At 42.7% G+C, this 26,706-nt stretch carries 24 protein-coding genes and 1 pseudogene; 14 read left to right on the forward strand and 11 right to left on the reverse strand.

Annotation, left to right across the window (positions count from 1 at the left end):
* Positions 1-4 precede the first annotated feature (4 nt).
* Positions 5-856, reverse strand: coding sequence for an aldo/keto reductase (locus MHI06_RS15515; protein WP_340398316.1), 852 nt, complete (start codon positions 854-856; stop codon positions 5-7).
* A gap of 396 nt (positions 857-1,252) precedes the next feature.
* On the opposite strand from MHI06_RS15515, the gene MHI06_RS15520 reads away from it, so the two are divergent.
* Entirely contained in the window at positions 1,253-2,551 is a 1,299-nt protein-coding gene (locus MHI06_RS15520) for an NCS2 family permease (RefSeq protein ID WP_340398317.1), read from the forward strand.
* Between the two features lie 157 nt (positions 2,552-2,708).
* The gene (locus MHI06_RS15525; protein ID WP_340398318.1) at positions 2,709-3,704 is read left to right on the forward strand and encodes an alpha/beta hydrolase; all 996 of its coding nucleotides are present in this window, start codon (positions 2,709-2,711) and stop codon (positions 3,702-3,704) included.
* Positions 3,705-3,762: 58 nt separating this feature from the next.
* Here the strand turns inward: MHI06_RS15525 and MHI06_RS15530 are convergent, their stop codons facing one another.
* The 4 genes from MHI06_RS15530 to MHI06_RS15545 form a co-directional block, all read right to left on the reverse strand.
* The gene (locus tag MHI06_RS15530) at positions 3,763-4,695 is read right to left on the reverse strand and encodes a metal ABC transporter substrate-binding protein (RefSeq protein WP_340398319.1); all 933 of its coding nucleotides are present in this window, start codon (positions 4,693-4,695) and stop codon (positions 3,763-3,765) included.
* Entirely contained in the window at positions 4,692-5,525 is an 834-nt protein-coding gene (locus tag MHI06_RS15535) for a metal ABC transporter permease (RefSeq protein ID WP_340402126.1), read from the reverse strand. The genes MHI06_RS15530 and MHI06_RS15535 overlap by 4 nt, the downstream gene beginning before the upstream one ends.
* Position 5,526: 1 nt before the next feature.
* Positions 5,527-6,273 carry a metal ABC transporter ATP-binding protein gene (locus MHI06_RS15540; protein ID WP_340398320.1) on the reverse strand — a complete coding sequence of 249 codons (747 nt, stop codon included), beginning with the start codon at positions 6,271-6,273 and terminating at the stop codon, positions 5,527-5,529.
* Between the two features lie 301 nt (positions 6,274-6,574).
* Positions 6,575-7,927: an MATE family efflux transporter gene (locus MHI06_RS15545; protein ID WP_340398321.1), complete on the reverse strand. Its 1,353-nt coding sequence runs from the start codon at positions 7,925-7,927 to the stop codon at positions 6,575-6,577.
* Positions 7,928-8,063: 136 nt separating this feature from the next.
* Here MHI06_RS15545 and MHI06_RS15550 point away from each other — a divergent pair, with 136 nt between their 5' ends.
* Positions 8,064-8,744: a TetR/AcrR family transcriptional regulator C-terminal domain-containing protein gene (locus MHI06_RS15550; protein WP_340398322.1), complete on the forward strand. Its 681-nt coding sequence runs from the start codon at positions 8,064-8,066 to the stop codon at positions 8,742-8,744.
* A gap of 83 nt (positions 8,745-8,827) precedes the next feature.
* On the opposite strand, the gene csaA is transcribed toward MHI06_RS15550, so the two are convergent.
* Both csaA and MHI06_RS15560 read right to left on the reverse strand, forming a co-directional pair.
* Complete coding sequence (csaA, locus tag MHI06_RS15555; RefSeq protein ID WP_169479296.1) at positions 8,828-9,160, reverse strand: chaperone CsaA; 333 nt, start codon at positions 9,158-9,160, stop codon at positions 8,828-8,830.
* Between the two features lie 21 nt (positions 9,161-9,181).
* Complete coding sequence (locus tag MHI06_RS15560; protein WP_340398323.1) at positions 9,182-10,114, reverse strand: DMT family transporter; 933 nt, start codon at positions 10,112-10,114, stop codon at positions 9,182-9,184.
* A 154-nt stretch (positions 10,115-10,268) separates the two neighbouring features.
* On the opposite strand from MHI06_RS15560, the gene MHI06_RS15565 reads away from it, so the two are divergent.
* Positions 10,269-11,156 carry an AraC family transcriptional regulator gene (locus tag MHI06_RS15565; RefSeq protein WP_340398324.1) on the forward strand — a complete coding sequence of 296 codons (888 nt, stop codon included), beginning with the start codon at positions 10,269-10,271 and terminating at the stop codon, positions 11,154-11,156.
* Between the two features lie 3 nt (positions 11,157-11,159).
* Here MHI06_RS15565 and MHI06_RS15570 read toward each other — a convergent pair whose 3' ends face one another.
* Positions 11,160-12,050, reverse strand: a complete 891-nt coding sequence (locus MHI06_RS15570) for a LysR family transcriptional regulator (RefSeq protein WP_340398325.1) — start codon at positions 12,048-12,050, stop codon at positions 11,160-11,162.
* Positions 12,051-12,206: 156 nt separating this feature from the next.
* On the opposite strand from MHI06_RS15570, the gene MHI06_RS15575 reads away from it, so the two are divergent.
* The 3 genes from MHI06_RS15575 to MHI06_RS15585 all read left to right on the forward strand — a co-directional run bounded on the left by MHI06_RS15575 (position 12,207) and on the right by MHI06_RS15585 (position 15,337).
* Positions 12,207-13,046, forward strand: coding sequence for an SDR family NAD(P)-dependent oxidoreductase (locus MHI06_RS15575; protein WP_340398326.1), 840 nt, complete (start codon positions 12,207-12,209; stop codon positions 13,044-13,046).
* Positions 13,036-14,214: an MFS transporter gene (locus MHI06_RS15580; RefSeq protein WP_340398327.1), complete on the forward strand. Its 1,179-nt coding sequence runs from the start codon at positions 13,036-13,038 to the stop codon at positions 14,212-14,214. Before MHI06_RS15575 ends, MHI06_RS15580 begins: the two co-directional genes overlap by 11 nt.
* Positions 14,215-14,311: 97 nt before the next feature.
* Entirely contained in the window at positions 14,312-15,337 is a 1,026-nt protein-coding gene (locus tag MHI06_RS15585; RefSeq protein ID WP_340398328.1) for a hypothetical protein, read from the forward strand.
* Positions 15,338-15,491: 154 nt separating this feature from the next.
* On the opposite strand, the gene MHI06_RS15590 is transcribed toward MHI06_RS15585, so the two are convergent.
* Positions 15,492-16,157 carry a nitroreductase gene (locus tag MHI06_RS15590; RefSeq protein ID WP_169479289.1) on the reverse strand — a complete coding sequence of 222 codons (666 nt, stop codon included), beginning with the start codon at positions 16,155-16,157 and terminating at the stop codon, positions 15,492-15,494.
* Positions 16,158-16,337: 180 nt separating this feature from the next.
* Here MHI06_RS15590 and MHI06_RS15595 point away from each other — a divergent pair, with 180 nt between their 5' ends.
* The 5 genes and pseudogenes from MHI06_RS15595 to MHI06_RS15615 all read left to right on the forward strand — a co-directional run bounded on the left by MHI06_RS15595 (position 16,338) and on the right by MHI06_RS15615 (position 22,441).
* The gene (locus MHI06_RS15595) at positions 16,338-16,724 is read left to right on the forward strand and encodes a helix-turn-helix domain-containing protein (protein WP_169479288.1); all 387 of its coding nucleotides are present in this window, start codon (positions 16,338-16,340) and stop codon (positions 16,722-16,724) included.
* Positions 16,725-16,966: 242 nt separating this feature from the next.
* Positions 16,967-17,986, forward strand: a complete 1,020-nt coding sequence (locus MHI06_RS15600; RefSeq protein WP_169479287.1) for a Gfo/Idh/MocA family oxidoreductase — start codon at positions 16,967-16,969, stop codon at positions 17,984-17,986.
* A 193-nt stretch (positions 17,987-18,179) separates the two neighbouring features.
* Positions 18,180-19,016 carry a PRD domain-containing protein gene (locus MHI06_RS15605; RefSeq protein ID WP_340398329.1) on the forward strand — a complete coding sequence of 279 codons (837 nt, stop codon included), beginning with the start codon at positions 18,180-18,182 and terminating at the stop codon, positions 19,014-19,016.
* A 114-nt stretch (positions 19,017-19,130) separates the two neighbouring features.
* A complete protein-coding gene (locus MHI06_RS15610; protein ID WP_340398330.1) occupies positions 19,131-21,056 on the forward strand; it encodes a beta-glucoside-specific PTS transporter subunit IIABC in 1,926 nt (641 codons plus the stop codon).
* A pseudogene (locus MHI06_RS15615) lies at positions 21,056-22,441 on the forward strand (glycoside hydrolase family 1 protein). The gene MHI06_RS15610 and the pseudogene MHI06_RS15615 overlap by 1 nt, the downstream one beginning before the upstream one ends.
* Positions 22,442-22,526: 85 nt before the next feature.
* Here the strand turns inward: MHI06_RS15615 and MHI06_RS15620 are convergent.
* Entirely contained in the window at positions 22,527-23,090 is a 564-nt protein-coding gene (locus MHI06_RS15620) for a TetR-like C-terminal domain-containing protein (RefSeq protein ID WP_340398331.1), read from the reverse strand.
* A 168-nt stretch (positions 23,091-23,258) separates the two neighbouring features.
* On the opposite strand from MHI06_RS15620, the gene MHI06_RS15625 reads away from it, so the two are divergent.
* Entirely contained in the window at positions 23,259-24,242 is a 984-nt protein-coding gene (locus tag MHI06_RS15625; protein ID WP_340398332.1) for an alpha/beta hydrolase, read from the forward strand.
* A gap of 64 nt (positions 24,243-24,306) precedes the next feature.
* Here MHI06_RS15625 and MHI06_RS15630 read toward each other — a convergent pair whose 3' ends face one another.
* Positions 24,307-24,966 (reverse strand): metalloregulator ArsR/SmtB family transcription factor, encoded by a 660-nt coding sequence (locus MHI06_RS15630; protein ID WP_340398333.1) that lies wholly within the window; start codon positions 24,964-24,966, stop codon positions 24,307-24,309.
* Between the two features lie 166 nt (positions 24,967-25,132).
* On the opposite strand from MHI06_RS15630, the gene MHI06_RS15635 reads away from it, so the two are divergent.
* Positions 25,133-26,491, forward strand: coding sequence for an MFS transporter (locus tag MHI06_RS15635; protein WP_340398334.1), 1,359 nt, complete (start codon positions 25,133-25,135; stop codon positions 26,489-26,491).
* Positions 26,492-26,706 lie beyond the last annotated feature (215 nt).

The following is a 26,706-nucleotide window of genomic DNA, read 5'->3' on the forward strand; positions in this document are numbered from 1 at the left end:
ATATTTAGATATCCAGTTTGCGAGTACTAATCCATTTCACCATTTCAGGATCGTTATGGGAGAAGAACAGGCTCTGTTTGGTATCTAACGCAGTAATCGACTCGATATCTGCTTGGCTTAATTCAAAATCAAAAATATTGAAGTTTTCAATAATTCTTTCTTTACGAACTGATTTTGGAATGACAACGACTTCTCGTTGGGTCAACCAGCGCAAAACCACTTGAGCAACCGATTTATTGTACTTTTCACCTATAGATACCAATACCTCATTTTGGAACAAGTCGTTTTTCCCTTCAGCAAAAGGTGCCCAAGACTCGATCTGAACATTATTTTCTTTCATGAATTGTCCAGTTAAGATCTGCTGATTGAAAGGATGTGTTTCGACCTGGTTTACAGCAGGAGTTACTTCGTTTTGCAGAATCAAATCGATCAGTCGATCTGGCTGGAAGTTACTCACTCCGATTGCACGTACTTTTCCTTCACGATACAACTCCTCCATTGCGCGCCAAGAGCCATGTACGTCTCCAAAAGGCTGATGAATTAAATATAAATCCAAATAGTCCAATTGCAATCGTTCCAAAGATTTTTCAAATGCTTGTTTGGTACGTTCATAACCTGTATCCTGAACCCAAAGTTTTGTCGTGACAAATAATTCTTCTCTGACCACGCCGCTGCGTTTAATCGCTCTGCCCACAGCTTCCTCGTTTAGATAAGAGGCAGCTGTATCAATGAGACGATACCCAGCAGATATGGCATCTATAACACTTTGTTCACATTCGTTTGCATCTGCAATCTGAAACACACCAAAGCCGAGAATCGGCATCTCAACACCATTATTTAAAATTACTTTTTTCATGTATTTTCCCTCCAGTTATAGCATGTCTATATTATGGCATTCCTCATCCAAAAACAGATATCTAATTCGTCTTACATGCTTACCTAATCCTCTTAGCACCATACTTTTATTAATAACCCGTCAAAAAAACGAATGAAAAACATCTTCAATATCTATATAGTTCGTAAATAACTGTGAACAAATCGTTAATTCATTGACATTGCATGTGATTTTAATTAGAATACGAAATGGACTTCAGGTTAAAACAGATATGGGTATCCTTAGTTTTGGTTTAGACTTAGCTGTTAAATCCTAACGACGAATATAGGAGCGACAATATTACAATCCTATATGAAGATTAGGATTTTTTGTTTTTAGCTTTGGAGTATAATTTGAAAGTTGGAGGCTGGCTTTACCATGGACAAATGGTTCAAACTTAAAGAACGAGGCACGAGCATCCCCACAGAAATTATCGCAGGGGTTACAACATTCTTCACAATGGTATACATAGTTATCGTAAACCCAGGAATACTCAGCAGTACGGGCATGGACTTTAACGGAGTATTCATAGCAACGGTACTGGCAAGTATTGTCGGAACTCTGATTATGGGGCTCTGGTCCAATTATCCAATCGTGATCGCACCGGGTATGGGTCTGAATGCATTCTTTGCCTATAGTGTAGTTGCCGGATATGGGGTGTCTTGGCAGGTTGCACTGGGAGCTGTATTTATAGCAGGGATTTTGTTTATTATTTTATCGCTCACTTCATTCCGTTACATGTTGCTTGATGCAATTCCTGCAAGTTTAAAACATGCAATAACCGCAGGGATCGGATTGTTTATTACAACGGTAGGTCTGCAAAATGCCGGCATTATTGCCGATTCAGAATCGAATTTGATTACGATCGGGAACTTGGCAGAGCCCATGACTTATCTGACCATTATCGGATTGATTATCACCGTTGTGCTGATGGCTTACAATGTGAAAGGTTACCTGTTCATCGGCATGGTCGTTACAGCGATACTTGCCTGGATCATGGGACTATTCCAAATGCCGGAATCGATTGTATCCATGCCGCAAGGCCTCGCGTCAACGGCTTTGCAACTGGATCTGGCAGGGGTATTCTCGAATGGCTTGTATACGATCATATTTACGTTCCTGTTGATCACGCTGTTTGATACGACGGGTACAATGCTCGGCGTTGCTGAACAAGCAGGATTGCTGAAGCAAGGTAAATTCCCACGCTCGCGTGGTGCACTGTTGGCAGATGCGGTAGGAACAACCAGTGGCGCATTGCTCGGAACGAGCCCAACCTCGGCTTACATTGAATCCAGCACAGGGGTAGCTGCAGGGGGAAGAACGGGACTGACGGCGGTAACGGTAAGTGTGCTGCTTGCGCTTACGTTATTCTTCACACCGATCGTAAGTGTAATTTCAAGCATTCCGGCGATTACTTCTCCGGCACTGATTATTGTTGGATACTTTATGATTAACGTTATCAGCAAAATCAAATGGGATGATCTTGAAGAAGCATTTCCGGCCTTCCTGATTATCATCCTTACTCCGTTGACGCATAGTATTGCGACAGGTATCGGCGTAGGCTTCATCTTTTATCCAGTGCTCAAGCTGCTTCGTGGTAAAGGTACAGATGTTCATCCGATCTTCTACATTTTTGCGGTATTGTTCTTCATTCAGCTTGTATTCTTAGACCACTAAAATGGTCTAATCAAAAAGAGAACTGCTCTAACAAGCAGCTCTCTTTTTTTGTGCAGTTCATACTCCGTTCATATTCCCGTCACGAAGGGGACATCTTCCATGGTTACACTATACCTATGTCGCAAGAGCGGCTCTACAGATATAAAGACAGGAGAAGATGGATGTGGCAAAAACAGTAGATATAACAACAACGGGGACTAAGGGCCGTAAAAAACGGAACTTATGGTTAAAAATAATTGGAGGTATTATCGGCGCGCTGGTGCTATTCATGGGCATCACGTTTGTCGTTCATACAATCAGTAATGGGATCGAGAAAAAGAAAATTGAATCGTATGGCCAATATGTTAATGTCGATGGAAAAAATATGAATGTGTCCATCCAAGGTAGCGGGGAACAGACCATTGTGCTTCTGCCTGGACAAGGAACTCCGTCGCCAGTACTTGATTTCAAATTGTTAATTGATGAATTAACTTCTGATTACAAAGTTGTCGCAATCGAGCCTTTCGGTTATGGATTAAGTGACGAAACCGATACGGAGAGAACAACGGAGAATATCGTCAGCGAAATTCATGAAGCTGTACAGCAGCTCGGAATTGACCGTTATATTCTGATGGGGCATTCCATCACGGGACTATACGCAGCGACTTATGTGAACACGTATCCGGATGAAGTTTCTGCTTTTGTCGGGATCGATAGCAGTGTTCCGAATCAACCTGGCATGGATGTCAAATTACCTTTGAACTTAATGAAGTTCCTTCAAAAATCAGGTCTGATGAGAGTGCTTCAAAAAGTGAGCGGAGATTCCTATAAATCACTTGCATACGATGAACATACCAAAGAACAGATGAAGTTAATTGCGAATCAAGTCTCAACGAATCCGACACTGATCGATGAGCTTAAACACCTGGGTTCCAATTTCAAAAATGGAGAAAAACTCACTTATCCTCGTAATCTGCCGATGTTGCTCTTCGTACAATCTAATAACGAGCACAATCCACAGTGGATTCCGCTACATGAAGAACTAGTGAAACAATCGGCACAAGGCAAAATGATCCCAATGGAGGGATCGCATTACCTGCATCATACGAAATTCAAAGAAATCGCCGAGGAATTCAAATCTTACATGAAACAAATCCAACCCATTAGTAATTAATTGCAAACGAAAAAAACATAAAAAAACGAGTCACCACAAGGTGACCCGTTTTTTTTGATTACTGCGATAAACCTTCTGTTACTTTGTCGATGTTCCATTTGACCATGGTAATGTATGTGTCTCCGTCTTCGCCCTTTTTAGCCAGGGAGTCTGTGAAGATTTTTGAGTGAATAGGGGCACCTGTCTCCGTAGATACCGTCTCCATCGTCTTCGGATTAACGCTGGTTTCTACAAACAGAGCTGGAATTTGGTTCGTTCTGATAATATCAATAATCCGGTTCATCTGATCAGGTGTACCTTGGCTATCCGTATTGATTTCCCAGATATATGCGGCTTCAAAACCGTAAGCCTTGGAGAAATACTTGAATGCACCTTCACTTGTTACCAGAATCCGTTTCTCAGCGGGAACTTTAGCAATTTGATCTTTGGCATACTGATCGGCTTCCTCTAATTTGGTAACATAGGCAGCTTGGTTGTCCAAATAATATTGCTCATTTTCCGGATCTTTCTCAATGATACGCTTCGTAATGATGTCCACATACTTGATTCCGTTTTGAATGTCTAGCCAAGCGTGTGGATCTTCCTGTGTTTCTTTGCCTGCTTCGCTAAGATACATTGGTGTTACTTCTTCCGAAACTACGAACGCAGCATCCGTTTTGTTAGTAACCTTCAGGAGATCCTGGAACCAGCCTTTTCCCGTTTCAAGGTTAAGTCCGTTATAGAAGACCAGATCGGCCTCTGATATTTTTTTGGTGTCTTGTGGTAAAGGGTCATACATATGTGGATCGGTTCCAATGGGAACCATGCTGTATACTTCGGCTTTGTCACCGGCTACATTCTCCACCATATCCGCAATAACGGAATACGTGGCTACAATCTTTAGTTTTTCATCTGGAGTAGTCGATGCCTCTGTGCTATTAGATGTTGTATCGGAACATGCGGATAAAATAATCATAAGAGTAATAAAAACACCAATCATTTGTTTTTTCATTGTGTTTTCAATCCTTTCTTAAAAAAGTTGTTTTTCGGAGACAGAATAAACGAAATTGCGAAACCACTCACGCCAACAAGCACAATCGTTGCACTCGTCGGAAGGTTGAATTCAAAGCTAAGTATTACGCCAACGACTCCGGATAATGCTCCGTATACCGAAGCAAAGATGATCATATGAAGCAATTTATTAGTCCATAGATAGGAGGTCGCTGCCGGTATAACAAGCATTGCAATGACCAGTACAATCCCCACCTGAGAGAGGGAAGAGACGGTGACGACGGAGAGCAAAAGCATGAGCAAGTAGTGATAAAAGTTGGTGTTCAATCCGTACGCTTTGGATACGACCGGATCAAACGAACTGATCAACAACTCCTTATAGAACAAGGATACGACAGCGATTACGGCAAGCATGATGACAAAGGACTGCGCTAATTCTGACTGTGGAACAGCCAAAATATTACCGAACAGAATATGAGTTAAGTCCAGACCGCTTTTCGCAAACGTGATGAGAACGATGCCTAATGCGAAGAACGAGCTCAAAACAATGCCGATGGACGTATCGCTTTTAATCGTGCTGCGGTTGGTGATAAATTGAATCAGAATTGCTGCAATGAGTCCGAACACTGAAGCGCCGAGCAGTACGTTGATCCCCAAGATGTAGGATATGGCTACCCCCGGCAAGACGGCATGCGACAAGGCATCACCCATCAACGACATTTTCCGAAGTACGATGAAACTGCCGAGTACCCCTGATACAATCCCCAATATAATCGCAGATAGACCTGCGTTCAGTGCATAGACTGGAATATCAAGCCATGTTGACAACATGTTAATCATTCTGAACATCTCCCAACCCTTTAATCTGGATATTGCCTAGAGATGATCCATACGCGGCCTGTATGTTATCCGTTGTAAAGGTGGTAGATACGTCTCCAAAAGCAACCAGTGTTTTGTTCAGAATGATGATCTTGTCAAAGTACTCTTCAACCTCATGCAAATCATGGTGAACAATTAAGATTGTTTTACCTTCTTCCCGAAGTTTCTTCAGCAGATCCACAATGATTCTTTCACTCACGAGGTCAATGCCTACAAAGGGTTCATCCAGGAAGAAGATATCTGCCTGCTGGGCGAGCGCCCTTGCAATGAATACACGTTGCAGTTGTCCCCCAGAAAGGTTGCTGATTTGTTTGTTCGCCAGATCTGCGATATCCACCAGTTCCATACAGTGGTCCACGTAGGCTTTTTCTTTTTTCCCCGGTCTTCTAAAAAGCTTCAGCTTAGGGTACGTTCCAGTCAGGATCGTGTCCCGCACCGTGATGGGGAAAGTCAGATCAACATCACTTTTCTGTGGTACGTATGCAATGTTCTTTTTTTCATGAGCAATCGTGGTGCCGTTAACGGTAACGTTACCCGTACGTTTCTTGATGACGCCCAATAAAGATTTGATAAACGTTGATTTTCCCGCTCCATTAGGTCCGATGATGCCGATCGTGTATCCGAGTGGAATATCGATATCTACATTTTGAAGCGCAGGATTACCAAAGTAATCCACATTCAGTTGACTGATTTGTATCATGGTTTTTCGCCCCTTCAAACGTTGACTCTATTAAAATATATTTCCTTAGTATAAAAAACATTCGCAAGCGCTAGTTTGTTTCCTTAGGGAAACTTTATTTCTTTAACCAATATATTATTGAGTCGGGCTTTTTGTCAACCATAAAAAAAATTGTACAGACAACTGATTGATCACAACGTATGGCTTTAATGGCACAACAAAAACCCTTCTATAATTTCTTGGGAAAGAAGAGAAGGGCTGATGCTGATTATTTTAAAAGTTGAATGGTGTCATCCAATCAAATAAAACGTATTTTTATTTTCTACTGTACCAAATGTTCCAAATCCGGCTGTAACTTGTTCCGCAGAACATAGAGCATGATGGCACCAACAAGAAACGCGACGACATCCGCAATGACGAGTGACCAGATCACTCCATGAAAGCCATTCATTTGATTAGCGATATACAATACAGGAATTAGCGTAACTCCTTGAATTATGGACATAACAAACGCGGCGGTTCCTTGGGCTGTTGCTTGGAAGATCCCCATAAACAAAGAAGTCATTCCTGTAATAAACAAGGATAAGAAGGTCACATGAAGAATGTAGCTACCCATTTCAATTAATTGCGGGTCAGTCGTAAATAAACCAATCAAATGGTCCGAGATCAGATAGACGATAACGCCGAACAGGACGGCTAACCCCAAAATAGATTTGATCGTAAATCCAATGGTTTGCTTCATGCGTAATTTATTCGCTGTGAATGAGAAGGCAATCAACGGCACAACTCCCTCGCACAAGCCCATCAGAATAAACTCAGGAAATTGCAATAAACGTGATGAAATTCCATACCCCGCTATAGCCTGATCCCCATATTCAACAAGAAAAAGGTTAAGAATAAGCGACATCGCACCCAAGAAGACACTCATAACAAAGACGGGAACTCCGATTTTGAACACATTGCTCAGAATGTCTTTAGAAACTTTGAACCATTTTAAGGAGATGGTTAAGAATTGACTCTTATAACTCATATGGTAAGCGTAAAATGCACTCGCAACCAAGTTGGAGATCACGGTAGCAGATGCAACGCCAATCACGCCCCAATGGAAGACAAAGATGAATAGCGCATCGAGAATAATATTCACAACAACACTGAGAATCATACCGGTCATCGAGGTGATTGCTGCCCCCTCTGAGCGTACGATATTCTCCAGCGTGAAGAATAAGATGACGAATGGTGAACCAATAAGCATAATCGTGACATAGTCTTTCGTAAATCCAAAGGATTCAGGCGTTGCCCCCAGCCCATGAACGATTGGCTCGATCAACGGGAGGCCAACGGCAATCACAATAAGTCCGAGAACTAAGCTGCTGTAAAAGGCAAATGAAGATACATGCTTCAGATCATCGACTTTTTTCTCTCCCAGCAAACGAGAAATGAATGTACCGCTGCCTATACCAATTAAATTACCAAGCGCCATGATAACCGCGAATAAAGGTAAAGTTAATGCGAGTGCGGTTAACATTGCCGTATTACCCAGTGTGCCAAGGAAATAGGCATTCAAGATGGAATAGATGACACTCATTGACGTGCCTAGCATCATCGGGACAGCAAAGTGAGCTACAGCTTTGGCGATGGGTGCTTTTTCAAAGTAATGGAGGTTTTCTGCATCCATGTGGATCACTACTTTCTTCGTTAAAATTGATCTAATCTAACACTGTTAGATTGAACCTTACAGTGTTAGATGTTATCATGAACTTATGAACCTGTAAAGCATAAACTTACACTGTTAGATAAAAGGGCGGATACTGATGAAAAAACAACAGCCTCAGATTTCGGAAGATAAAATTTTGGAAACTTCGTGGGAGCTTTTGGCGGAAGAGGGCATCGAGAAATTCAGCATGAGACGCTTGGCAGACAAGCTGGGGATTCAGGCTCCATCTCTATACTGGTACTTCAAGAGCAAGCAGACACTCTACCAACGGCTGGCCAACCAGATATCGAAAATTATTTTGGACGAGTTTCAGTCTGAAGGGGACTGGAAGGAGCAGATGGAGGGGCTTGCGATCACCGTAAGGAGTGTGCTCAGCCGATACCCGTGTTCCACACAACTCATGATGATGACGCTGCCCCACGAGCCGGACATGATACGATTCACCAACCGCATGTTGCTCTGTATGGAATCAACACCACTAGAGCAAGAGCAGAAATTACAGGCCGTTCTCACGCTTGTGAACTATGTATTCTATTTCGTTCTGGACGATTATCAGCATCAGCGTAATATCTCTACTGTTCTTAAGAACCAGGAAGCAATTCCGGATGAAGAGATGATCAGCCTTCTGGACTCTATGAGTGAGCAGGAAGCTGGACTCTTCAGTAGGATGTATAAGAATGGTCTGTTTGAGGTGATGGGAACCGACGGATCGTTTGAGTTCGGCTTGAAGCTGATTCTGTTGGGGATCGAACAAGTGGTTAAGGAACGAGAGAAGTAAAACACCACGATTTTCGCAAAGTAAACTCGATCATTTAAAACAAGAAACCCACCGAGTATAAAACTCCGGTGGGTCTCTTCTTATTATCCGATCACAGTACCATTTGGTAGCTCGAAATCAGGTTTCAACAAAACAACATCTCCCTGTTCGGGCAGCCCGCCAAGCACCAACACTTCTGAATTGAATCCTGCTATACGACGCGGAGGGAAATTAACTACACCTATAATCTGCTTTCCGACAATAGATTCGGATGAATACCTTTTGGTGATTTGTGCACTGGATGTTTTTAATCCAATTTCGGGTCCAAAATCAATTTCAAGTTTAATAGCGGGTATTTTCGCTTTTGCAAAAAATTCGGCTTTGGTGACCGTGCCGACACGCAGATCTAATTTTAAGAAATCATCAAAAGTTGCCATTTAAATTCACTTCTTTCTTAATTATCCTAATTTTCTGAATCGATTAAAGCGCAGGAACTTCGGCAGTTGAACATGGTAAGATTTCAGCCCAAAGTACATCAGCATACCTAACAATGTAATTAATCCGCCTACGAATTGAAAAGCAGAGATGGTTTCTCCCAACAGTAGATAAGCCAGCATAATCGCCAGAACGGGTTCACCGATAATGCCTACAGAAACCATTGTTGCACCAATGGATTTGAGCAGCAGATTGAAAATGTACTGACCAAAAACGGTGGGTATGATCGCAAGTAGCAGGAAGTACATCCAATCGGATGAGTCGTAATTGGTCAAAGAAAAGTTATTCAATAAACTGTAGACCAGCAGGACACTTCCACCAATAATAAAGACAACAACACTGTATATATTCGCGTCAATTTTCCGACTCACTTTCTGTCCCACCAGCATATATGCAGACACCAGTATGGTGCCTACCAGTGACAGACTATCTCCAATCAGAGCCTCTCTCGAAACGCCTATATCACCCCAGGCGATAATCACCGAACCGAACAGGGCGGTAATCAAACATAGAATGGTAGGTATACTCGCTCTTTCCTTAAACATAAAGTATGACCCGATCATCACAAACAAAGGTTGCAGCGCCAGAATGACCATGGAACTAGCCACAGAGGTATACACCAGCGATTCCATCCAAAACAAAAAATATAGACCTAGTAGGAGGCCAGCCAGAAAAACTGTGATCCAATCCTTTGAATCCATATTTAATAAGCGGATCGTTTTCCAGGGGATAAAAGGAAGCATAATAATGGCTGATATATAAAGCCTGTACATACCGGCTATGGCGGTGGGAGTATCCGAAGATTTAATCATGATTGAAGAGACGGATACCGACAAAATGGCGATAAAAAGCAGTACATAAGGATGAAAAAGCAGCGACGTTTTATTTTCTTTCACATATAAGCCTCCAAAGTTCTTATCCGGTCGTCTGTGCACAGGCTATTGTGATAAGTCAAAGATTTGATATAATAATATCATTATTTTTGTGGATTTCGTGCAATTAAATCGCTTTATAATATAGATATATCGTCAAAGAAAGGAACGTCATAGCATGGTGAAGCAACTTTATGAGGATATTTTGTATTCGGATCTTTCGTTTCCCTATATCATGTACACACATACACGTCATACAAGTATCCCCGCAGGCAGAGGGTTCAACGATCTACATTGGCACGAAGATCTACAGATCACATTAGTCACGAAAGGTAAGCTGGTTATTCAAATTAACGGAATTGATCATACATTGGAAACGGGTCAGGCAATCCTGATCAACAAGAGAATTCTTCACATCACAACAGAGCTGACACAGGATGGTCAATATGTTAGTTTCAATTTTCCCGAAAAGCTATTAGCCTTTCATGTAGACAGTGCAATGGAAAAAAATTATGTATTGCCGTATACAAATTCTTCCTTGGTTTCACTTGTGATTAAAAAAGATTCGGAGTGGGAAACACAGATATTAGACATGCTTTGGGGAATGAGGGAGACGTTTAATGCAGAGAAAACATGGGGATGGGAATATGAAATTTCTATTAAAACGGTACAATTATGGTTTGTATTGATATCCAACATTTCAATTCCTTCAGGTGAAACTCCAAGAAGCGAGAAGCGTCAGCAGGAGAGACTACAGTTAATGCTCAGTTTTATCCATCAAAATTACGCTCATCCGGTTACGCTTCGTGAGATTGCTGATGTCGCACATTTGAGCATTTCAGAGTGCACCCGATGTTTTAAGAAAACGGCTCATATGACGCCATACGAGTACTTGATCAAATACCGGATTAAGAAGAGCAAAGATCTCTTATTATCGACGAATGATACAATAACCGAGATCGCCGAGAAAGTAGGCTTTAATCACGTTAATCACTTTATCCAGTCTTTCAAAAAGCACGAAGAAAGAACACCGAAAGAGTTTCGGTGCTCTCCGTACCCTGTATAAATGCTAAACAAATTTAGCCTGAATTTCTTTTAAAAACAAATCCGCAGCAGTCGAAAAGACCTGATGTTTTTTCCAAACGATATTTAAGCCAGATTCAAGTCTTGGCTCTAGCGGTCTGAAACAAAGGTCGCTTTCACTGGACGTATTCACTATTTTATCAAGTGTTAATGCATAACCAATGCCTTCTTCAACCATAATGGCAGCATTATATGCAAGATTGTATGTAGTAACGACGTTTAATTTGTCAAAATCTTCACCAAACCAGTCCGCAAATTCATTTTTCGAAAATGTCTGCTTCATTGACTGTCGTGAACAGATCAGTGGAACATGTAATAAGTCTGTAGATCGAATCGTATCTTTGGAGGCGAGTGGACTTTCTTTTCTCATAACCACTCCCCAAACATCCTTGTCGGAGAAATTGATATAGTTATATTTGGAGACATCCGCTGGCTGGATTAGAATACCGAAGTCAAGGAGTCCCTTGTCAAGCCGCTCAGTTACATCATCTTCGTTACCACTGTATAGGTGATAGCGTATATTGGGATGTTTATTCTGCACCTCTTTTGCCACTCTTGCAATCTGTTTCATGGCTTCCGTTTCTCCACCGCCAATATAAATATCTCCACTTATGGTTTCTTCCATGGATTCAAATTCTGCCTCTAATTTATCGACCATACCTACAATTTCTTCAGCTCTATTTCTTAAAAGCATACCTTCGTCTGTGAGAATAATACTGTAACTACTACGAATAAATAATTTCTTTCCCAACTCTTGTTCAAGGTCTTTCAATTGTCTGGACAAGGTGGGCTGCGTAACATGCAAGAAATCAGCAGCACGTGTAATGCTTCCTTCTCTGGCGACCGTAAGAAAATAACGCAATACTCTAATCTCCATCTTAACTCCTCCTTTATCCTTATATTCTACAATAGACCTATAAGAAATGCCTTTCAAGCATATCTTGTTATAAGATATGAGTATTTGCTATGTGGTGCATAAACGCTAAACTAAAAAGCGAGGCAACTGGAGAAGAAATTGAAGGGAATGAATGATATGGATAAGAAAAAGGTATGGTTTATCACTGGCGCTGGTCGAGGTATGGGCACAACTATTGCGAAGGCTGCTTTAACTGCTGGACACAAGGTTGTGGCTACCGGCCGGAATCCGGATGCGGTGGTTCGTGCGATCGGTGATTCCGAGAATGTAATGGTTGTCCCATTAGATGTTTGCGAGCCTGCAGATGCACTTTCTGCAGTTAAGGCGGCAATTGAACGGTTCGGGGCAATCGATGTACTCGTAAATAATGCGGCGCATTTCTGTGGAGGGTATTTTGAGGAACTGACCCCTGACCAGATTGAACATCAGCTACAGGTGGCGTTGGTTGGTTCCATGCACGTTACCCGGGCCATATTACCTGTGATGCGTAACCAACGTTCAGGTCATGTGATCTCGATCTCTTCAGGCGCTGGCATTTCAGGATTTGAGTTTAATTCGGCCTATAGTGCTGCAAAATTTGCTCTTGAGGGATGGATGGAGGCATTGGCTCCTGAGGTAGCTCCTTTCGGTATTCATACGACTATAGTCAATCCCGGATTTTTCCGAACAGAATTTCTTACGGATACATCGTCAACTTTCGCTAAGCCCTCGATTAAAGACTATGATGACCGGAGAGCTGGTCATATGGAATTTTTCAAGAATCAGAACGGGCAACAACCTGGAGATCCAAAAAAACTTGCTAATGCCCTCCTCAAGATTGCAAACGAGGCCCAACCGCCGCAACGCTTTATTGCAGGAGCCGACGCGATAGACATTGCAGAGCAGAAAATAGCCAACCTTCAGTTAGAGATCGATGCTTACCGGGATCTCTCTAGATCCATGGCATATGACAACTAAACGAAATCACCTGCTTGTCTTCATACTGACCTTTGGTGTATTCAGTATTTTAAATACGGAGATGGGCGTAATCGGAATCTTGCCTTTGATTGCAGACCATTACCAGGTCAGTATCTCAACCGCTGGTTTGATTGTGAGTCTTTTTGCGCTTGCGGTTGCTGTATCTGGTCCCATTTTGCCCTTATTATTTTCGGGCATGAACCGCAAGCATGTCATGTTGTTCGTGCTTGGCATTTTTATTGTGGGCAGCCTGGTTTCCGCCATCACATCAAACTTTACGGTATTGGTCATTGCACGTGTCGTTCCGGCTTTTTTCCATCCTGTCTATTGTTCATTGGCATTTACGGTCGCAGCGGCGTCGGTCCCCAAGAAAGAAGCGCCGAAGGCAGTGGCTAAAGTATTTCTAGGCGTGTCGGCAGGAATGGTACTTGGAGTACCCCTTTCGAGCTTGATTGCTACCACCACATCGTTGTTCTATGCAATGTTATTCTTTGCCGCCGTAACGATCATCGCATTCGTAGCAACACTTCTGTTCGTGCCCTCAATGCCAGTTACGAAAAAACTCTCAATGGGTACTCATCTGTTTGTATTGAGAAGGTCCGTGATGTGGCTATCCATTGCTGGTGTGATTTTCATGAACGGAGCCGTATTTGGGGTCTATAGTTACCTTGCCGAGTTCCTGAAAACCGTGACAAGATATGACTGGAACACCGTCAGTGTGATGTTATTTCTATATGGCTTGGCTAACATGGTTGGGAACATGCTGGCAGGGAAACTTCTCGCTAATCACCCGTTAAGAACAGTCAAGATGTATCCATTTGCACTAATTACTGTTTACATCTTGCTGTTCACCTTCGGACAATTCAGCGTGCCAACAGCCTTCATTATTATCATTTGGGGGATTTTAGGCGGCATAGGGGGCAATATCACTCAATATTGGGTGGTATCTGCAGCACCAGAGGCACCCGAATTGTCGAATGGGATCTTTCTGACCTCTTCCAACCTGGGAACAACATTTGGTGCAAGTATATGTGGACTAATCGTAACTGGAATAAGTACACAATATATCGTAGTTGGAGGAATCGTATTTCTAATATTTAGTATTGTAACGAATTACTTCAGAATCTCCATGACTTGTCGAATAAAGAGTTCAAATGTCGAAGGATAAGCAGGGTTTGAACCCTGGGAGTGTTCTCTATATAATAACCATAATACTTACTTCACTTACCCAAGTTAGGGATAATTTGAAAAGAAGGTGATGGTTAATGAGTGAACCTTGGGCTGCTTCAATGAGTGGTGCTCCCTGGAATGATGACAAAATGAGTAACGCTATCACTCAATTGCGAAACCGCGCTACGGTAAGTTTTGTTGCTGGGCTGGACGAGGTGCATGATCTACGTCAACTGGATGAACATGTGTTTGCCAAACGCCCGGATCTGATTCTATCCATCTCAAACACTGATGTGAAAGGGCGTTATACCGAGGAACTTTTGGAGATTCTCGCTGCACTAAAGCATGTCACCGCTGTACAGCTGGATCTCAAGCAACCACAAGATCTGAATATCTTAAGTACGATGCAGAGGATGGTCTTTCTCACCATTCGCTCACCCAAAATTCAAAATTTGGATTTCATACGTAACTTTAAGTATTTAGATTATCTCGCACTTAGCGGGAAATTCTCTGATCTCTCACCAATTGAGGACTGTATTCGCCTGCGTACCCTTGTTTTGAATTGTGCCATTGATCAGCTTGATTTTGTTGTGGACTTACCGTTAATCGAATATTTGGCTATCGATCAGTGTACTTTGAGCGGTTCGCTTGAGGGACTGGCTGAATCGAATATAAGCATGCTGAGATTATCCTCTGTCCGTAATCTGACCGATATTGATGCAGTGGGGACGCTACATAACCTGGTCTATCTACATCTGTCATTACCTAAGATTGAGCGATTGTGCGACTTTTCAGGTATGAAAAATCTCCGTCAACTAGAATTGGATTTCATGAAATCATTACAGGAGATTGACAATCTGTGGACTGCGGGTCAATTAGAGGTACTGGTCTTGAAAGAGATACAAAAGGGGATCAAGGCGGAAGCTTTTGAGGGTTTGCTAGAAATGCAAAGTTTGCGTCAGGTGGATTTCCGTTTTATCGATCACAGTAAAGGTCGTATAGCTGCTATGCGTAAACGAATGATGGATGCAGGAAAAGAACATCTTCTCTATGAGAATATCGCTGAGGAAGAACGAATACATTCCTCGGGACTCGTGCATCTGTCAAAAATCCTGACGTAAACATGACCTTACTACTTATTCAGTAGGGAAAGTAAGTTAACTTGCTCAAAAGCGGAGGGGCCGTCCTACGAGTCATTATATGACTTATAGGGCGGCCCCTTTGAATTGAAATAGATCTATTCAAACTTAAGAAATGAACACCTTAAGTATCTAATCAGTTTCCTTTGAAATGAATGACTTCCTCAAGTGCTACTCTTGGCATGACTACTTGAGAGTCCTTGTCTTCGAGTACTGGATAGCCAAAGATGATGCCAGCCACAATTTTTTTGTCATCGGGTATACCTAGGATCTCACGCTGGAACTTAGGATAAGAGATAGAAGTATATGCTGGAAGACTGCCGAGACCATGGGCTTCAATGGATAGCATCAGGAACCCGGAGAATATGCCAAGATCGTGCATGGACCATTCCGTTAAGGATGCATCTAAAGTAAGAAAAGCAACGACTGGTGCGTCGAAAAATTGGAAATTGGCTTTCATTCTCTCTGCTTTGGCTTCATGATCCCCACGAGCAATGCCGAGTTGGCTGAAACGAGCTTCACCAGCTTGATTCATACGCTGTTGAAAGAGCTCCGGCCATTCCGTCGGCATAGGGATATCAGATTGGAAGGGTTCTCCGTCCTCGAAGGCCTTTAAATATGCACTCCGCAGTTCTTCAAGTTTCTCCCCAGTAGCGACATACACTTCCCAAGGTTGGGTATTGCCCCAGGACGGCGCGTTAATGGCATCCTTAAAGATGGATTCCAGTGTTTCTCTATTGACCGGTTTATCTGCATGAAATTTACGTTTGGAATGACGGTTTTGAAAAATGGATTGTGACATTTATATTCCCCCATATGCTTATTTAAGTGATTACTAGGGAAGTAGTGTTAGGCGCCTTAACATCTGCTTTACCTCTGTTCAAATCCAAGATTATAATATAGTATGATTCATTACAAGTACGCACAAGTTTGTGCTATAGGTACAAAAAGTATACTTTATCGGAGTAAAGGGGCTACGAAAATGAGCGAAGAACTGGATCATGTTTGTCCGCAATCATATGAATGTAAGATTCTAGTCACCCTTGAGGTCATCGGGGGAAAATGGAAAGGAATCATCCTCTTCCACCTAATGAACGGCCCCTTACGTTTCAATGAACTAAAGAGACGAATTCCGGCTGTTACACAACGGATGCTGACTCTGCAGCTGCGCGAATTGGAGAGTGATGGAATTGTAAGTCGCCATATATACCGTCAAATTCCGCCAAAGGTAGACTATACTCTTACTCCATTCGGAGAATCGCTGAAGCCACTTATTGATGAGATGCGCAACTGGGGCGAAAAGTATGAAAACATATTATTGACTGAACGAAACAAAGAAACACAGGAACACCAGCCATCCCAAGTATAAAGAAGATGCCCAGCACAAACGTTGAGTCTCACCGCTCAGATAACAAAAGCAAAGGTACTTCTCTACAAGTCGCTATTTTAGCGGCTTTTTTTCGTATCATAATGGTTTTCGATTGAACATTTTGTTTGAAAATAGCCCTTCATTTGAATTAATATTGATCAATTATACCTTTTTGCCCATCCTGTCTTCACACGTCCATTTTTTCTCGTATAATAACAAAAAAGATATAAGGGGGAACTCAAATGCTTACAGTTGGATACATTGGCAATGGCAAAAGCACAAATCGATATCATCTTCCTTTCGCGTTGAACCACGATCATGTGAAGGTAAAAACAATATATGCCCGTAACCTGGATAAAACGGAATGGGATCGCGTACCGGATGTACAATACACGAGTGATCTTGATGTCTTGATGAATGACGATGAGATTCAGCTGGTTGTTGTATGTACGCATCCAGAATCACACTTTGATTATGCCAAGACAGCACTGGATCACGGTAAAAATGTACTTGTTGAGAAACCCTTCATGTTGGACAAGAAGCAAGCTGAAGACATTTTCCAGTACGCCAAGGAGAGAAATCTAATTGTCGAATGTTTTCAAAACAGACGTTATGATTCGAACTTCCTGACCACACAAAAGGTAATTGAATCCGGAAAACTTGGAGAGTTACTGGAAGTAGAAATGCATTATGATTACTATCGTCCTGAGATCCCAAACAACACCAACCATTTTTCCAAATACAACAGTTATCTGTACGGACATGCCAGCCACACGCTTGATCAAGCCATATCCTATTATGGTAAGCCGGAACGAGTTCATTACGATGTCCGTCAGTTGCTGGGCGAAGGAAGAATGAATGATTACTTTGACCTCGATCTGTATTATGGAACGTTAAAAGTGTCTATTAAATCGAGTTTCTTCCGTTTAAAACCTCGTCCGTGTGCGATCGTTTATGGTAAAAAAGGGATGTTTGTCAAAGAAACGGAGGATCGTCAGGAAGAGCATCTAAAGTTATTCCACTTGCCTAAGGGTCATCCTGACTTCGGAATCGACCTGCCCCACCATTATGGGACCTTAACGTACATGGATGATGAGGGAGTGTATCATGAGGAGAAAGTTGTCTCGGAAAAAGGAGATTATACCCGTGTGTATGATGCTCTCTATCAAGCCATCGTTCTTGGCAAGGAGAAAGTCGTCAAAGACGAGGAAACGTTAGCTGTTATGGAAATCCTTGAAAAAGGAATTGAAGCTTGCCGCTAAGATAGGCTGGACTTACTCAAGTAGATTAGATACTCCCTTCGGATCTCAATATGTCCGTGGGGGGGACACTTTTAACAAAGAAAAGAAAGCGCTTGCTAGAAAGTTTAACACATGTATGATCGCCAAGAAATGACTGCTCCCACCTAAAACACAACATTTTGCGAGTTTTAAACTTGATGAAGGGAGGCATTGGATGATCATCCAAAAAATCTTTAACAATAACGCCATTGTAGCTAAAGATGCGCTCCGGGAAGAGTTTGTAGTTATGGGTAAAGGCGTTGGATTCAAGAAAAGTGTAGGAGACGCGCTTGATGAAAACCTGATCGAAAAACTATTCATCCTGAAACCCAATGAAACGTCAGAAAAATTCAAAACGTTGCTGGAAGATATCCCAACTGACTATGTTTCATTATGTTACGACATTATAGAATACGCCAGAAATAGACTCAAAACGCCCCTCAGTGATTATATATATGTGACACTTACCGATCACATTAACAACATGATCAAGCTGTATGATGAGGGAATCAAAATTGTAAATCCGTTAACTTGGGAGATTAAGAAGATCTACCCCAAAGAATTCGAGGTAGGTCTGAAGGCACTGGAATTCATTGAAGAATCCCTAGGCAAGCGATTTCCTGAAGACGAAGCAGCCAATATTGCACAGCATCTCATTAATCCCAAAGTGAACAGTGAGTATCCCGAGATTGCAGATTTAGGGCGACAATTAGAGAAGATTAATGATATTTTGTCCATCATCCAATATACCTTTAATGTTGTTCTGGATGAAAAAGAGGTAAGTTACGAACGGTTCATTAGCCATCTAAAATTCTTTTTCCAAAGCTTGAATCAGCGGAGAGAAGCGTTGATCGAAGACGATTTCCTGTTTGGACAGGTCAGAACCAAATATACCAAAGCATATGAGTGCATGTTGAAAATCGAGAAGTATCTCAATACTACTTTGTCAGATGAAGATCAATTATATCTAACGATTCACATTGAAAGAATCACACGAAAATCAATTGAATAAAATTCGGGATTGTTACTGGTCATGCAGGCGAGACTCATTGGACAAGGCGTTTACTGCTTTGTTCCTGTGGTCTTGCCTTTTTGTGTATATCAATTATTGGAAGGATGATCACTCATGAAGTATGAGGAATTGGCAAAAGAAATTATTCATCATGTTGGTGGAAAAGAGAACGTAGAAAGCCTGGCGCATTGTGTAACTCGTCTAAGGTTCAAACTGAAAGATGAGGGTAAGGCTAACACCGATGTCCTGAAAAATATGGACGGCATCATCACCGTAATGCAAAGTGGAGGACAATATCAAGTCGTAATCGGCAACCATGTTCCTCAGGTTTATGCTGATGTTGTGGCTGTAGGTGGACTTCAACTGGACTCCGGACAGTCATCTGGAGAGTCGACGAAAGAAAAAACGAACATTTTCAACACATTTATTGATGTGGTTTCCGGCGTATTCACCCCGGTGCTTGGCATCTTGGGAGCAACTGGTATGATCAAAGGGCTAACTGCTCTCCTGGTAGCTGTCGGATGGCTTAGTACAACATCAGGAACCCATCAAGTGCTGAGCGCGATAGGTGATTGCCTGTTCTACTTCTTCCCGATCTTCCTGGGATATACGTCAGCGAAGAAGTTTAATGCTAACATTTTCATCGGAATGGCGATAGGTACTTGTCTGGTTTATCCAAGCTTCTCAAGCCTGACCTCAACAGGCCAACCGCTGTACACCATATTTGGTGGGTCCGTAATTGAATCGTCTGTGTATCTGTCCTTCCTGGGGATTCCGGTTATTCTAATGAATTATGCATCCAGTGTCATTCCAATTATTATTGCGACGTATGTTGCTTCAAAAGTTGAAAGGGTTTTCAAACGAATTATTCCGAACGTTATAAGTAACTTCTTTGTTCCATTCTCTACATTGCTGGTCGTTGTGCCAGTGGCACTGATCGCAATCGGGCCGGCTGCGACTTGGGCAGGTCAATTGCTCGGGGCAGGAACGATGTTCCTCTATAACTTGAGTCCGGTCATCGCAACAACTTTGCTCAATGGATTCTGGCAGGTGTTTACTATTTTTGGCGTTCAGTGGGGATTAGTACCGATTGCTTTCAACAATCTTGCCATACTGAAGTACGATCCAATGATCATTACAGCTTCCGTGCTTACCGTATTCTCACAAGTCGGTGTGGTACTGGCCATTTTAATTAGAACCAAAAACAAGAAATTGAAATCCTTGTCCATTCCTGCCATTATCTCGGGTATCTTCGGAGTGTCAGAGCCTGCAATTTACGGGATTACGTTACCGCTCAAAAGACCGTTTATTATGGGATGTATTGCAGCGGCTGTGGGCGGTGGCATTACCGGCCTAATGGGAACCAAAGCGTATATGGTTGGTGGTATGGGAATCGTTGCTTTTCCAAGCTTCATTAGCCCAGAAGGAATAGACAGCGGATTCTATGGCATGATTCTTGGCTCTCTTGTGAGCTTCGGTCTGGGATTCCTGCTGACGTTCTTCCGTGGGTTTAAAGATCCTGAGCAAACGAATGGCAATCAAGATAGCGATGGAAAAGGAAGTACTGACAATAAGCCAGCAGTTAAGCATGACATCGTACAAAGTCCGATGAAAGGTAACCTCATTGCTCTAAGCGAAGTGAAGGATGAGGCATTCTCCAGCGGTGCGCTTGGTAAAGGGGTAGCCATTGAGCCCACTGAAGGCAAAGTATACTCACCCATCGACGGTGTGCTTACGAATGTGTTCCCATCCGGTCACGCCATTGGCATAACAAGTGCACACGGCATTGAAATTCTTATTCATGTCGGAAAGGACACGGTAAAGCTGAAGGGGAAACATTTCACACCCAAAGTGAAACAGGGAGAAGCCGTTAAACAAGGAGAACTTCTACTGGAATTCGATATGAATGAGATTAAAGAAGCTGGATTCAGTCTAATCACACCTGTTATTGTGACCAACTCGGGTGATTACCTGGATGTCATTGAAACGGAGAAAACAAGTGTCACGTATCATGATGATTTGCTTAAGGTCGTGAACTAATGAGCGTATTTAAAAACGGATTTATGTGGGGCGGTTCAGTTTCCAGCATGCAAGTGGAGGGAGCTTGGGATGAAGATGGCAAAGGTCTTACCGTGTACGATGCGAGTCAGATGAAAAGCAATGCCGAGACCGCTTCGGATTGGAAAGTAGCCATTGATTTTTATCACCGTTACAAAGAGGACATTGCTCTGTTGGCAGGCATGGGCTTTACAGCTTATCGATTTTCGCTCAGCTGGGCCCGCATTTTGCCGGACGGAGAGGGGATTGTGAACGAAGCGGGGTTGCAATTTTATGATCGTGTCATAGATGAGTTATTAAAATATAACATCGAACCCGTAGTTTGCTTGTACCATTTTGATATGCCGCTAACTCTGGCGGATAAATATGGAGGTTGGCAGTCACGGCAAATATTCGAGGCCTTCAAAGCCTACGCTCAAATCGTGATCGAGCGCTTCGGTACACGCGTGAAATATTATATTCCTTTTAACGAACAGAATGCAGCCGTGTCCATCTAGATGAAGAATCTGGAAGAGGTTATCCCGCAATCACACACGCAACATACGGTTGCAGCGGTGCAACATCATATGTTCATGGCTTCGGCAGCAGTACGAAAAATCGCACGGGAGTATGCACCACACGCCATGGTGGGGGGCATGGTTAATTTTGCACCCTTTTACCCGGCGACCAGTAAACCGGAAGATGTACTAACCGCTCAGAAGGCGAATCGCAGATATAATTACCGGATGTTAGATGTATTTGCGAATGGCGAGTACCCGGCAGATCAACTGCATGAATGGCGCTTGAATGAGGTAACACCGCCCTTTCAGGAGGGCGATCTCTCTTATTTGAAAGAGGGCAAGATGGACTTTCTCGCTCACAGTTACTATCAATCCTTAACGATTCAGAGTGGTATGGAAGTGACTATCGAATCCATTTGGGACTTTTTTCTTGGAGGGAAATCACTGAACAATGCATATTTGAAAACAAGCTGATGGGGCTGGGCTATTGATCCGGTTGGTCTGCGGCTTACGGTCAAAGAGATATATGACAACTACAAGTTACCGGTGTTCACCATAGAGTGTGGAATTGGCGTCAAAGAAGAGCTCGATGAGAATGATACGGTGCTGGACGATTATCGCATAGCCTATTTTCGCGAACATATTGAGCAACTCAGACTGGCGGTTTCCCAGGACGGCGTAGATCTGATGGGATTTCTCACATGGGGACCCATCGATATATTAAGCTCACAAGGTGAAATGAAGAAGCGTTACGGGTTTATTTATGTCGATCGCACCGAAACGGATCTGAGAGATTTGAAGCGTTACAAGAAGAAAAGTTACAATTGGTTCAGAGAGGTTATTTCCAGCAATGGAGAAGACCTGTAATGAATGAATTAACGAAATGATCATGTGGTTACGACCGTTCTCTGGAATACTTCCGGAAAACGGTCGTTTGTTTTGTTTAGATTCACTATTGCATAAATGAATGTTCAACCGAACGACTTACTTTTTCAATAAATCGAGCTATTTCTCGCGGCGTTTCCTTCATTCCATGTTTAATCCAATTTTTGATGACTGCTGCACTGCCGCTTGAAATGAATGAATAGTATGATTCAAGCGTATTCACATCCATGTGAGGCATTTGTTCCCTCCATACTTCAATACTTCGATCATGCAAAATATAGATCACCCGTTCCAAATAATCTCCATTCCCATGATCAGAGAACAGGATGGTACACAGGTCACTGTTATCTGCGATATGTTCGCAGATTTCAACGAATGAACTTTTAACATGTACATCATCCAGTATAGAACGTTCTATAAGCTCCTTAATAACCGCAAAAAATGATTCTTCAATGCTTGAAAGCAAATGAACTGGAGAATGATAGTGCATATAGAACGTATTACGATTAAGATTCGCTTGTCTGCATAAGTCAGTCACGGTAATTTTGTTAATTGGACGCTCTTTCATAAGTGCTAACAGACTTTCTCTTAATACCATTTTGCTATATTGAATTCTGCGGTCTTCTTGCATTCCCCTTAATTACCCTCCTAATGATGCAAAATCATCGAGCTAACAGACATAATCCGTTGTTTCGTTCGTTAACTATCATTTGTTATCGAACTGCCTGTTGTTTATCGAACAGCGTGTACATATACTATAACCAGAGTAACAGATTATTACCTTTTGGAGGAACAATTAATGAAAGTAACCTATGCAATGATAGATAAAGAATTACGTCTGAAAGGTAGGATTTTGAACATCTTAATGAGTTCCTCAAGTGAAGACCGATTTCTAAAAGATATGCTCAAAAGAAAAAAACAAATTGAAAAACGAAAAGGGAAGCATCTGGAAGGGATGCACTGTCGGGAAGAATGGATTGAACGTAAAGACGGATCTAAACAGCGTATGCTTATCTATAGACCTCATCATGTCCAAGAAAACCTTCCGGGTATTCTTTGGTTACATGGAGGAGGCTACGCACAGGGAATACCAGAACTGTTCGAAAACATGTACCAAAAGTTAATGGACACAAGTAATTGTGTTATTATCGCGCCGGATTATCGTTTATCTATTGAAGCACCGTATCCAGCAGCGTTAGAGGATAGCTATGACGCTCTTCTATGGATGAAGCAGCATGCCAAGGAGCTGGGAATTCGGAGTAATCAACTTATGGTAGGTGGGGAAAGTGCAGGAGGAGGGTTAACCGCAGCTCTTACTCTCTATGCGAGAGATCAGGGGGAAGTGAATATCGCATTTCAAATGCCGCTGTACCCCATGATCGATGACAGAATGATCACTGAATCAGCCCAAGATAATAATGCCCCCATATGGAACTCTGACATGAATGAATGGGCTTGGAAGCTTTACCTCGGAGAGAATTACGGAAAAGAGGTATCTCCTTATGCGTCAGCTGCAAGAGCTACCGATTATAGTAACCTTCCACCCACAGTGACTTTCGTCGGTGATGTGGAACCCTTCCGGGATGAAACGATCGAATACGTTAAGCAATTAAAAGAAGCCGGCATTCCCGTTGAATTCACGCTATATAAAGGCTGTTACCATGGATTTGATATCATTAATCCCAAAGCCAAGGTAAGCCAGGAAGCCACTTTATTCTTAATGAAATCTTACAAGTATGCAGTAGAGCATTATTTTACCGAGCAACATGCCACACTTGAATAGAGGGATGTATGTATGGAATGGAAACAAACCAAAAGAGCAATCTCCAATGAGGTTGCTCTTTTGGTCATGGTTTATTTTGCGTAACGATGTATACGCAGTTTCTTCCTCCGGCTAAAATGTATTCTCCTCGTTCAATACGAACATTATCGCCTAAAACCGTTTTGAATAAATGTAATTCATTCTTGCATAACCCGGTACATACCACGGCCGCTTCACAGATGGGGCAATGCTTCTCAATGAGTAGGAGACTGCCATCATCCTGCTCCTTAACCTCGGCCATATAACCCTCATTGGTGCGAATCTCGGCCAATTTCTCCAATTTCTCTCGAACATCCGATGCATCGCCAAGATGCTGAAGATATTGTTCTTGCATATTTTTATTTCGCACATCCAGCAGCTTGTCCAGCCCTTCATGACCAAAAGCTTCTTTCATCGAATTGATGAGGCTGACGGATAAATCCGAATATCCACTTGGGAAAAAACGATTAGCCGCGGGAGTTAATATCCATAGCTTGGTGGGGCGACCCATGGGACGGGCCTCTTCCACAGTGGTAACCAATCCTTCTTCTTTTAGCGCATTCAGATGTTGCCGAATAGCCATTCCAGATAACGAAAACTGAGTGGAGAGTGCCATAACATCCATTCCCCCGCGCTCTTTTAACAGATTAATAATTGCTCTCCGGGTACTGGTCGAGGCATCCTTTTTGGTTTGATTTCCGCTCATCGTGCACCTCCTTGTGAAGCAACTGAATCTACATGACTAACTACATTTTAAACAAAAATGTTGACAAAGTCAAAGTCGAACTGTAGCTTAGACATTATAAACAAAAATGTTTACTAAGTATCCGGATACGATGTATACATACCAATTTTCTTGGAGGTCACATGTCATGTCGTCTAATCATCAAAGTATTTTCAGCCCGCGTTATTTTGCATTATCCATAGGAATCATTTTGTCAGTGATGGCCGTTGGATTCGAAGGTCTATCTGTCACCACCATTGCTCCTTCGATTGCTGGAGACTTGAACGGCCTTAGCCTGTTCGGGTGGATATTCAGTACGTATCTGCTTGCGCAGATTATCGGGACGCTGGTCGTCGGTCGAATCATTGATAAAAGAGGACCTGCAGCACCGTTCACTTTTGCACTTCTGTTGTTTATCGTAGGGCTGATCGCTGCCGCAACCGCAGGCGATATGTATACCATGATAGGATCACGGGCCCTTCAGGGTTTGGGTGCCGGAGCTATGATGACTTGTGTATATACGGCTATATCCTTAAGTTACCCAGATGAGTTACGTGCCAAAATACTTGGAGCATTTGGTACTGCCTATGTTCTTCCGTCCATGCTTGGTCCATATGTAGCCGGTCTTATCGCAGATCAGTGGTCCTGGCGCTTTGTTTTCTGGGGGATCTTACCCGTGCTGGTGGTTTCAGCATTGCTTAGTTTACCTGCCTTTAGGAAATTGAAAGTGCAGAAGACGGGAGTGGATACCGGATCTTCATCCACTTGGATGGCGCTACTCTTAACGTTAGGTACAGGGATTTTCCTGGTTGGTTTAAGTATGCTTCCGAACATTATGGGATTTGTTTTAGTCGCGATTGGCCTAGTATTGATGTTATTTCCGCTCCGTAAATTGCTACCGAAGGGAACACTTACGTTGCGAAGAGGTATGCCAGCAATTCTGGCAACACGTGGGTTGTTCTTCGCTGCCTATACCAGCACACAGAATTTCCTGGTATTGGCTCTAATCGACGTGAAAGGAATTACACCTTCACAGGCCGGATTAATTGTCGCGAGTGCTGCATTAAGTTGGTGTATCATTGCGTATCTACAAGGACGGTGGGATGCGGCAGATCAGGGCCGTGGACGTCATATGAGAATCATTCTGGGGGTATTGCTGCTTGCGATAGGGATTGCTATCGTATTTTGGGTACCTGTTGTGACCGTTACCATCGCAGTTCTTGGTCAGATCATTGCTGGAGTTGGTATTGGATTGGCGCATCCGATTAGCGGTGTTGTCGCATTTTCCCAAACGGGGGAGGAAGGCGTAGGCCAGACCTCGGCCAATCTGCAATTTGCAGATTCGTTTACACCTGGGGTAGTGATCGGTATTGGTGGTTCCATCCTTGTCGTGTGTCAGGCTGGCGGTATGTCACTTCAATCCGGCTTAATTGTAGCCATGGGGTTCCATCTCTTGTTGATCGTCATGAGTATCATTGCCAGCACTCGGATCTCACCACGCAGATGAATATGAAAGTGGGTGTACAGACCATTGCTCACTGAAGATCCGGATAAACTATTTACAGCTTATCGCATCATCGGAACTAAATGGACGATCCATATTTTATGTGCTCTGTCTCAAGGCCCGAAGAGATTCGGTGAAATATTCGATAACATTCCTTCCATTTCCGAAATGATCCTCTCCAGACGTTTAAAGGGTCTTCAACATGATCATTTGGTCAA

The organism is Paenibacillus sp. FSL H8-0079 (assembly GCF_037991315.1).
Taxonomy (GTDB): domain Bacteria; phylum Bacillota; class Bacilli; order Paenibacillales; family Paenibacillaceae; genus Paenibacillus.

What these genes read in the sequence shown, in the direction of transcription:
- MHI06_RS15515 (WP_340398316.1), bottom strand. Translation starts at nt 856, where the DNA reads ATGAAAAAAGTAATTTTAAATAATGGTGTTGAGATGCCGATTCTCGGC.
- MHI06_RS15520 (WP_340398317.1), top strand. Translation starts at nt 1,253, where the DNA reads ATGGACAAATGGTTCAAACTTAAAGAACGAGGCACGAGCATCCCCACA.
- MHI06_RS15525 (WP_340398318.1), top strand. Translation starts at nt 2,709, where the DNA reads ATGGATGTGGCAAAAACAGTAGATATAACAACAACGGGGACTAAGGGC.
- MHI06_RS15530 (WP_340398319.1), bottom strand. Translation starts at nt 4,695, where the DNA reads ATGAAAAAACAAATGATTGGTGTTTTTATTACTCTTATGATTATTTTA.
- MHI06_RS15535 (WP_340402126.1), bottom strand. Translation starts at nt 5,525, where the DNA reads ATGTTGTCAACATGGCTTGATATTCCAGTCTATGCACTGAACGCAGGT.
- MHI06_RS15540 (WP_340398320.1), bottom strand. Translation starts at nt 6,273, where the DNA reads ATGATACAAATCAGTCAACTGAATGTGGATTACTTTGGTAATCCTGCG.
- MHI06_RS15545 (WP_340398321.1), bottom strand. Translation starts at nt 7,927, where the DNA reads ATGGATGCAGAAAACCTCCATTACTTTGAAAAAGCACCCATCGCCAAA.
- MHI06_RS15550 (WP_340398322.1), top strand. Translation starts at nt 8,064, where the DNA reads ATGAAAAAACAACAGCCTCAGATTTCGGAAGATAAAATTTTGGAAACT.
- csaA (WP_169479296.1), bottom strand. Translation starts at nt 9,160, where the DNA reads ATGGCAACTTTTGATGATTTCTTAAAATTAGATCTGCGTGTCGGCACG.
- MHI06_RS15565 (WP_340398324.1), top strand. Translation starts at nt 10,269, where the DNA reads ATGGTGAAGCAACTTTATGAGGATATTTTGTATTCGGATCTTTCGTTT.
- MHI06_RS15570 (WP_340398325.1), bottom strand. Translation starts at nt 12,050, where the DNA reads ATGGAGATTAGAGTATTGCGTTATTTTCTTACGGTCGCCAGAGAAGGA.
- MHI06_RS15575 (WP_340398326.1), top strand. Translation starts at nt 12,207, where the DNA reads ATGGATAAGAAAAAGGTATGGTTTATCACTGGCGCTGGTCGAGGTATG.
- MHI06_RS15580 (WP_340398327.1), top strand. Translation starts at nt 13,036, where the DNA reads ATGACAACTAAACGAAATCACCTGCTTGTCTTCATACTGACCTTTGGT.
- MHI06_RS15585 (WP_340398328.1), top strand. Translation starts at nt 14,312, where the DNA reads ATGAGTGAACCTTGGGCTGCTTCAATGAGTGGTGCTCCCTGGAATGAT.
- MHI06_RS15590 (WP_169479289.1), bottom strand. Translation starts at nt 16,157, where the DNA reads ATGTCACAATCCATTTTTCAAAACCGTCATTCCAAACGTAAATTTCAT.
- MHI06_RS15595 (WP_169479288.1), top strand. Translation starts at nt 16,338, where the DNA reads ATGAGCGAAGAACTGGATCATGTTTGTCCGCAATCATATGAATGTAAG.
- MHI06_RS15600 (WP_169479287.1), top strand. Translation starts at nt 16,967, where the DNA reads ATGCTTACAGTTGGATACATTGGCAATGGCAAAAGCACAAATCGATAT.
- MHI06_RS15605 (WP_340398329.1), top strand. Translation starts at nt 18,180, where the DNA reads ATGATCATCCAAAAAATCTTTAACAATAACGCCATTGTAGCTAAAGAT.
- MHI06_RS15610 (WP_340398330.1), top strand. Translation starts at nt 19,131, where the DNA reads ATGAAGTATGAGGAATTGGCAAAAGAAATTATTCATCATGTTGGTGGA.
- MHI06_RS15620 (WP_340398331.1), bottom strand. Translation starts at nt 23,090, where the DNA reads ATGCAAGAAGACCGCAGAATTCAATATAGCAAAATGGTATTAAGAGAA.
- MHI06_RS15625 (WP_340398332.1), top strand. Translation starts at nt 23,259, where the DNA reads ATGAAAGTAACCTATGCAATGATAGATAAAGAATTACGTCTGAAAGGT.
- MHI06_RS15630 (WP_340398333.1), bottom strand. Translation starts at nt 24,966, where the DNA reads ATGAGCGGAAATCAAACCAAAAAGGATGCCTCGACCAGTACCCGGAGA.
- MHI06_RS15635 (WP_340398334.1), top strand. Translation starts at nt 25,133, where the DNA reads ATGTCGTCTAATCATCAAAGTATTTTCAGCCCGCGTTATTTTGCATTA.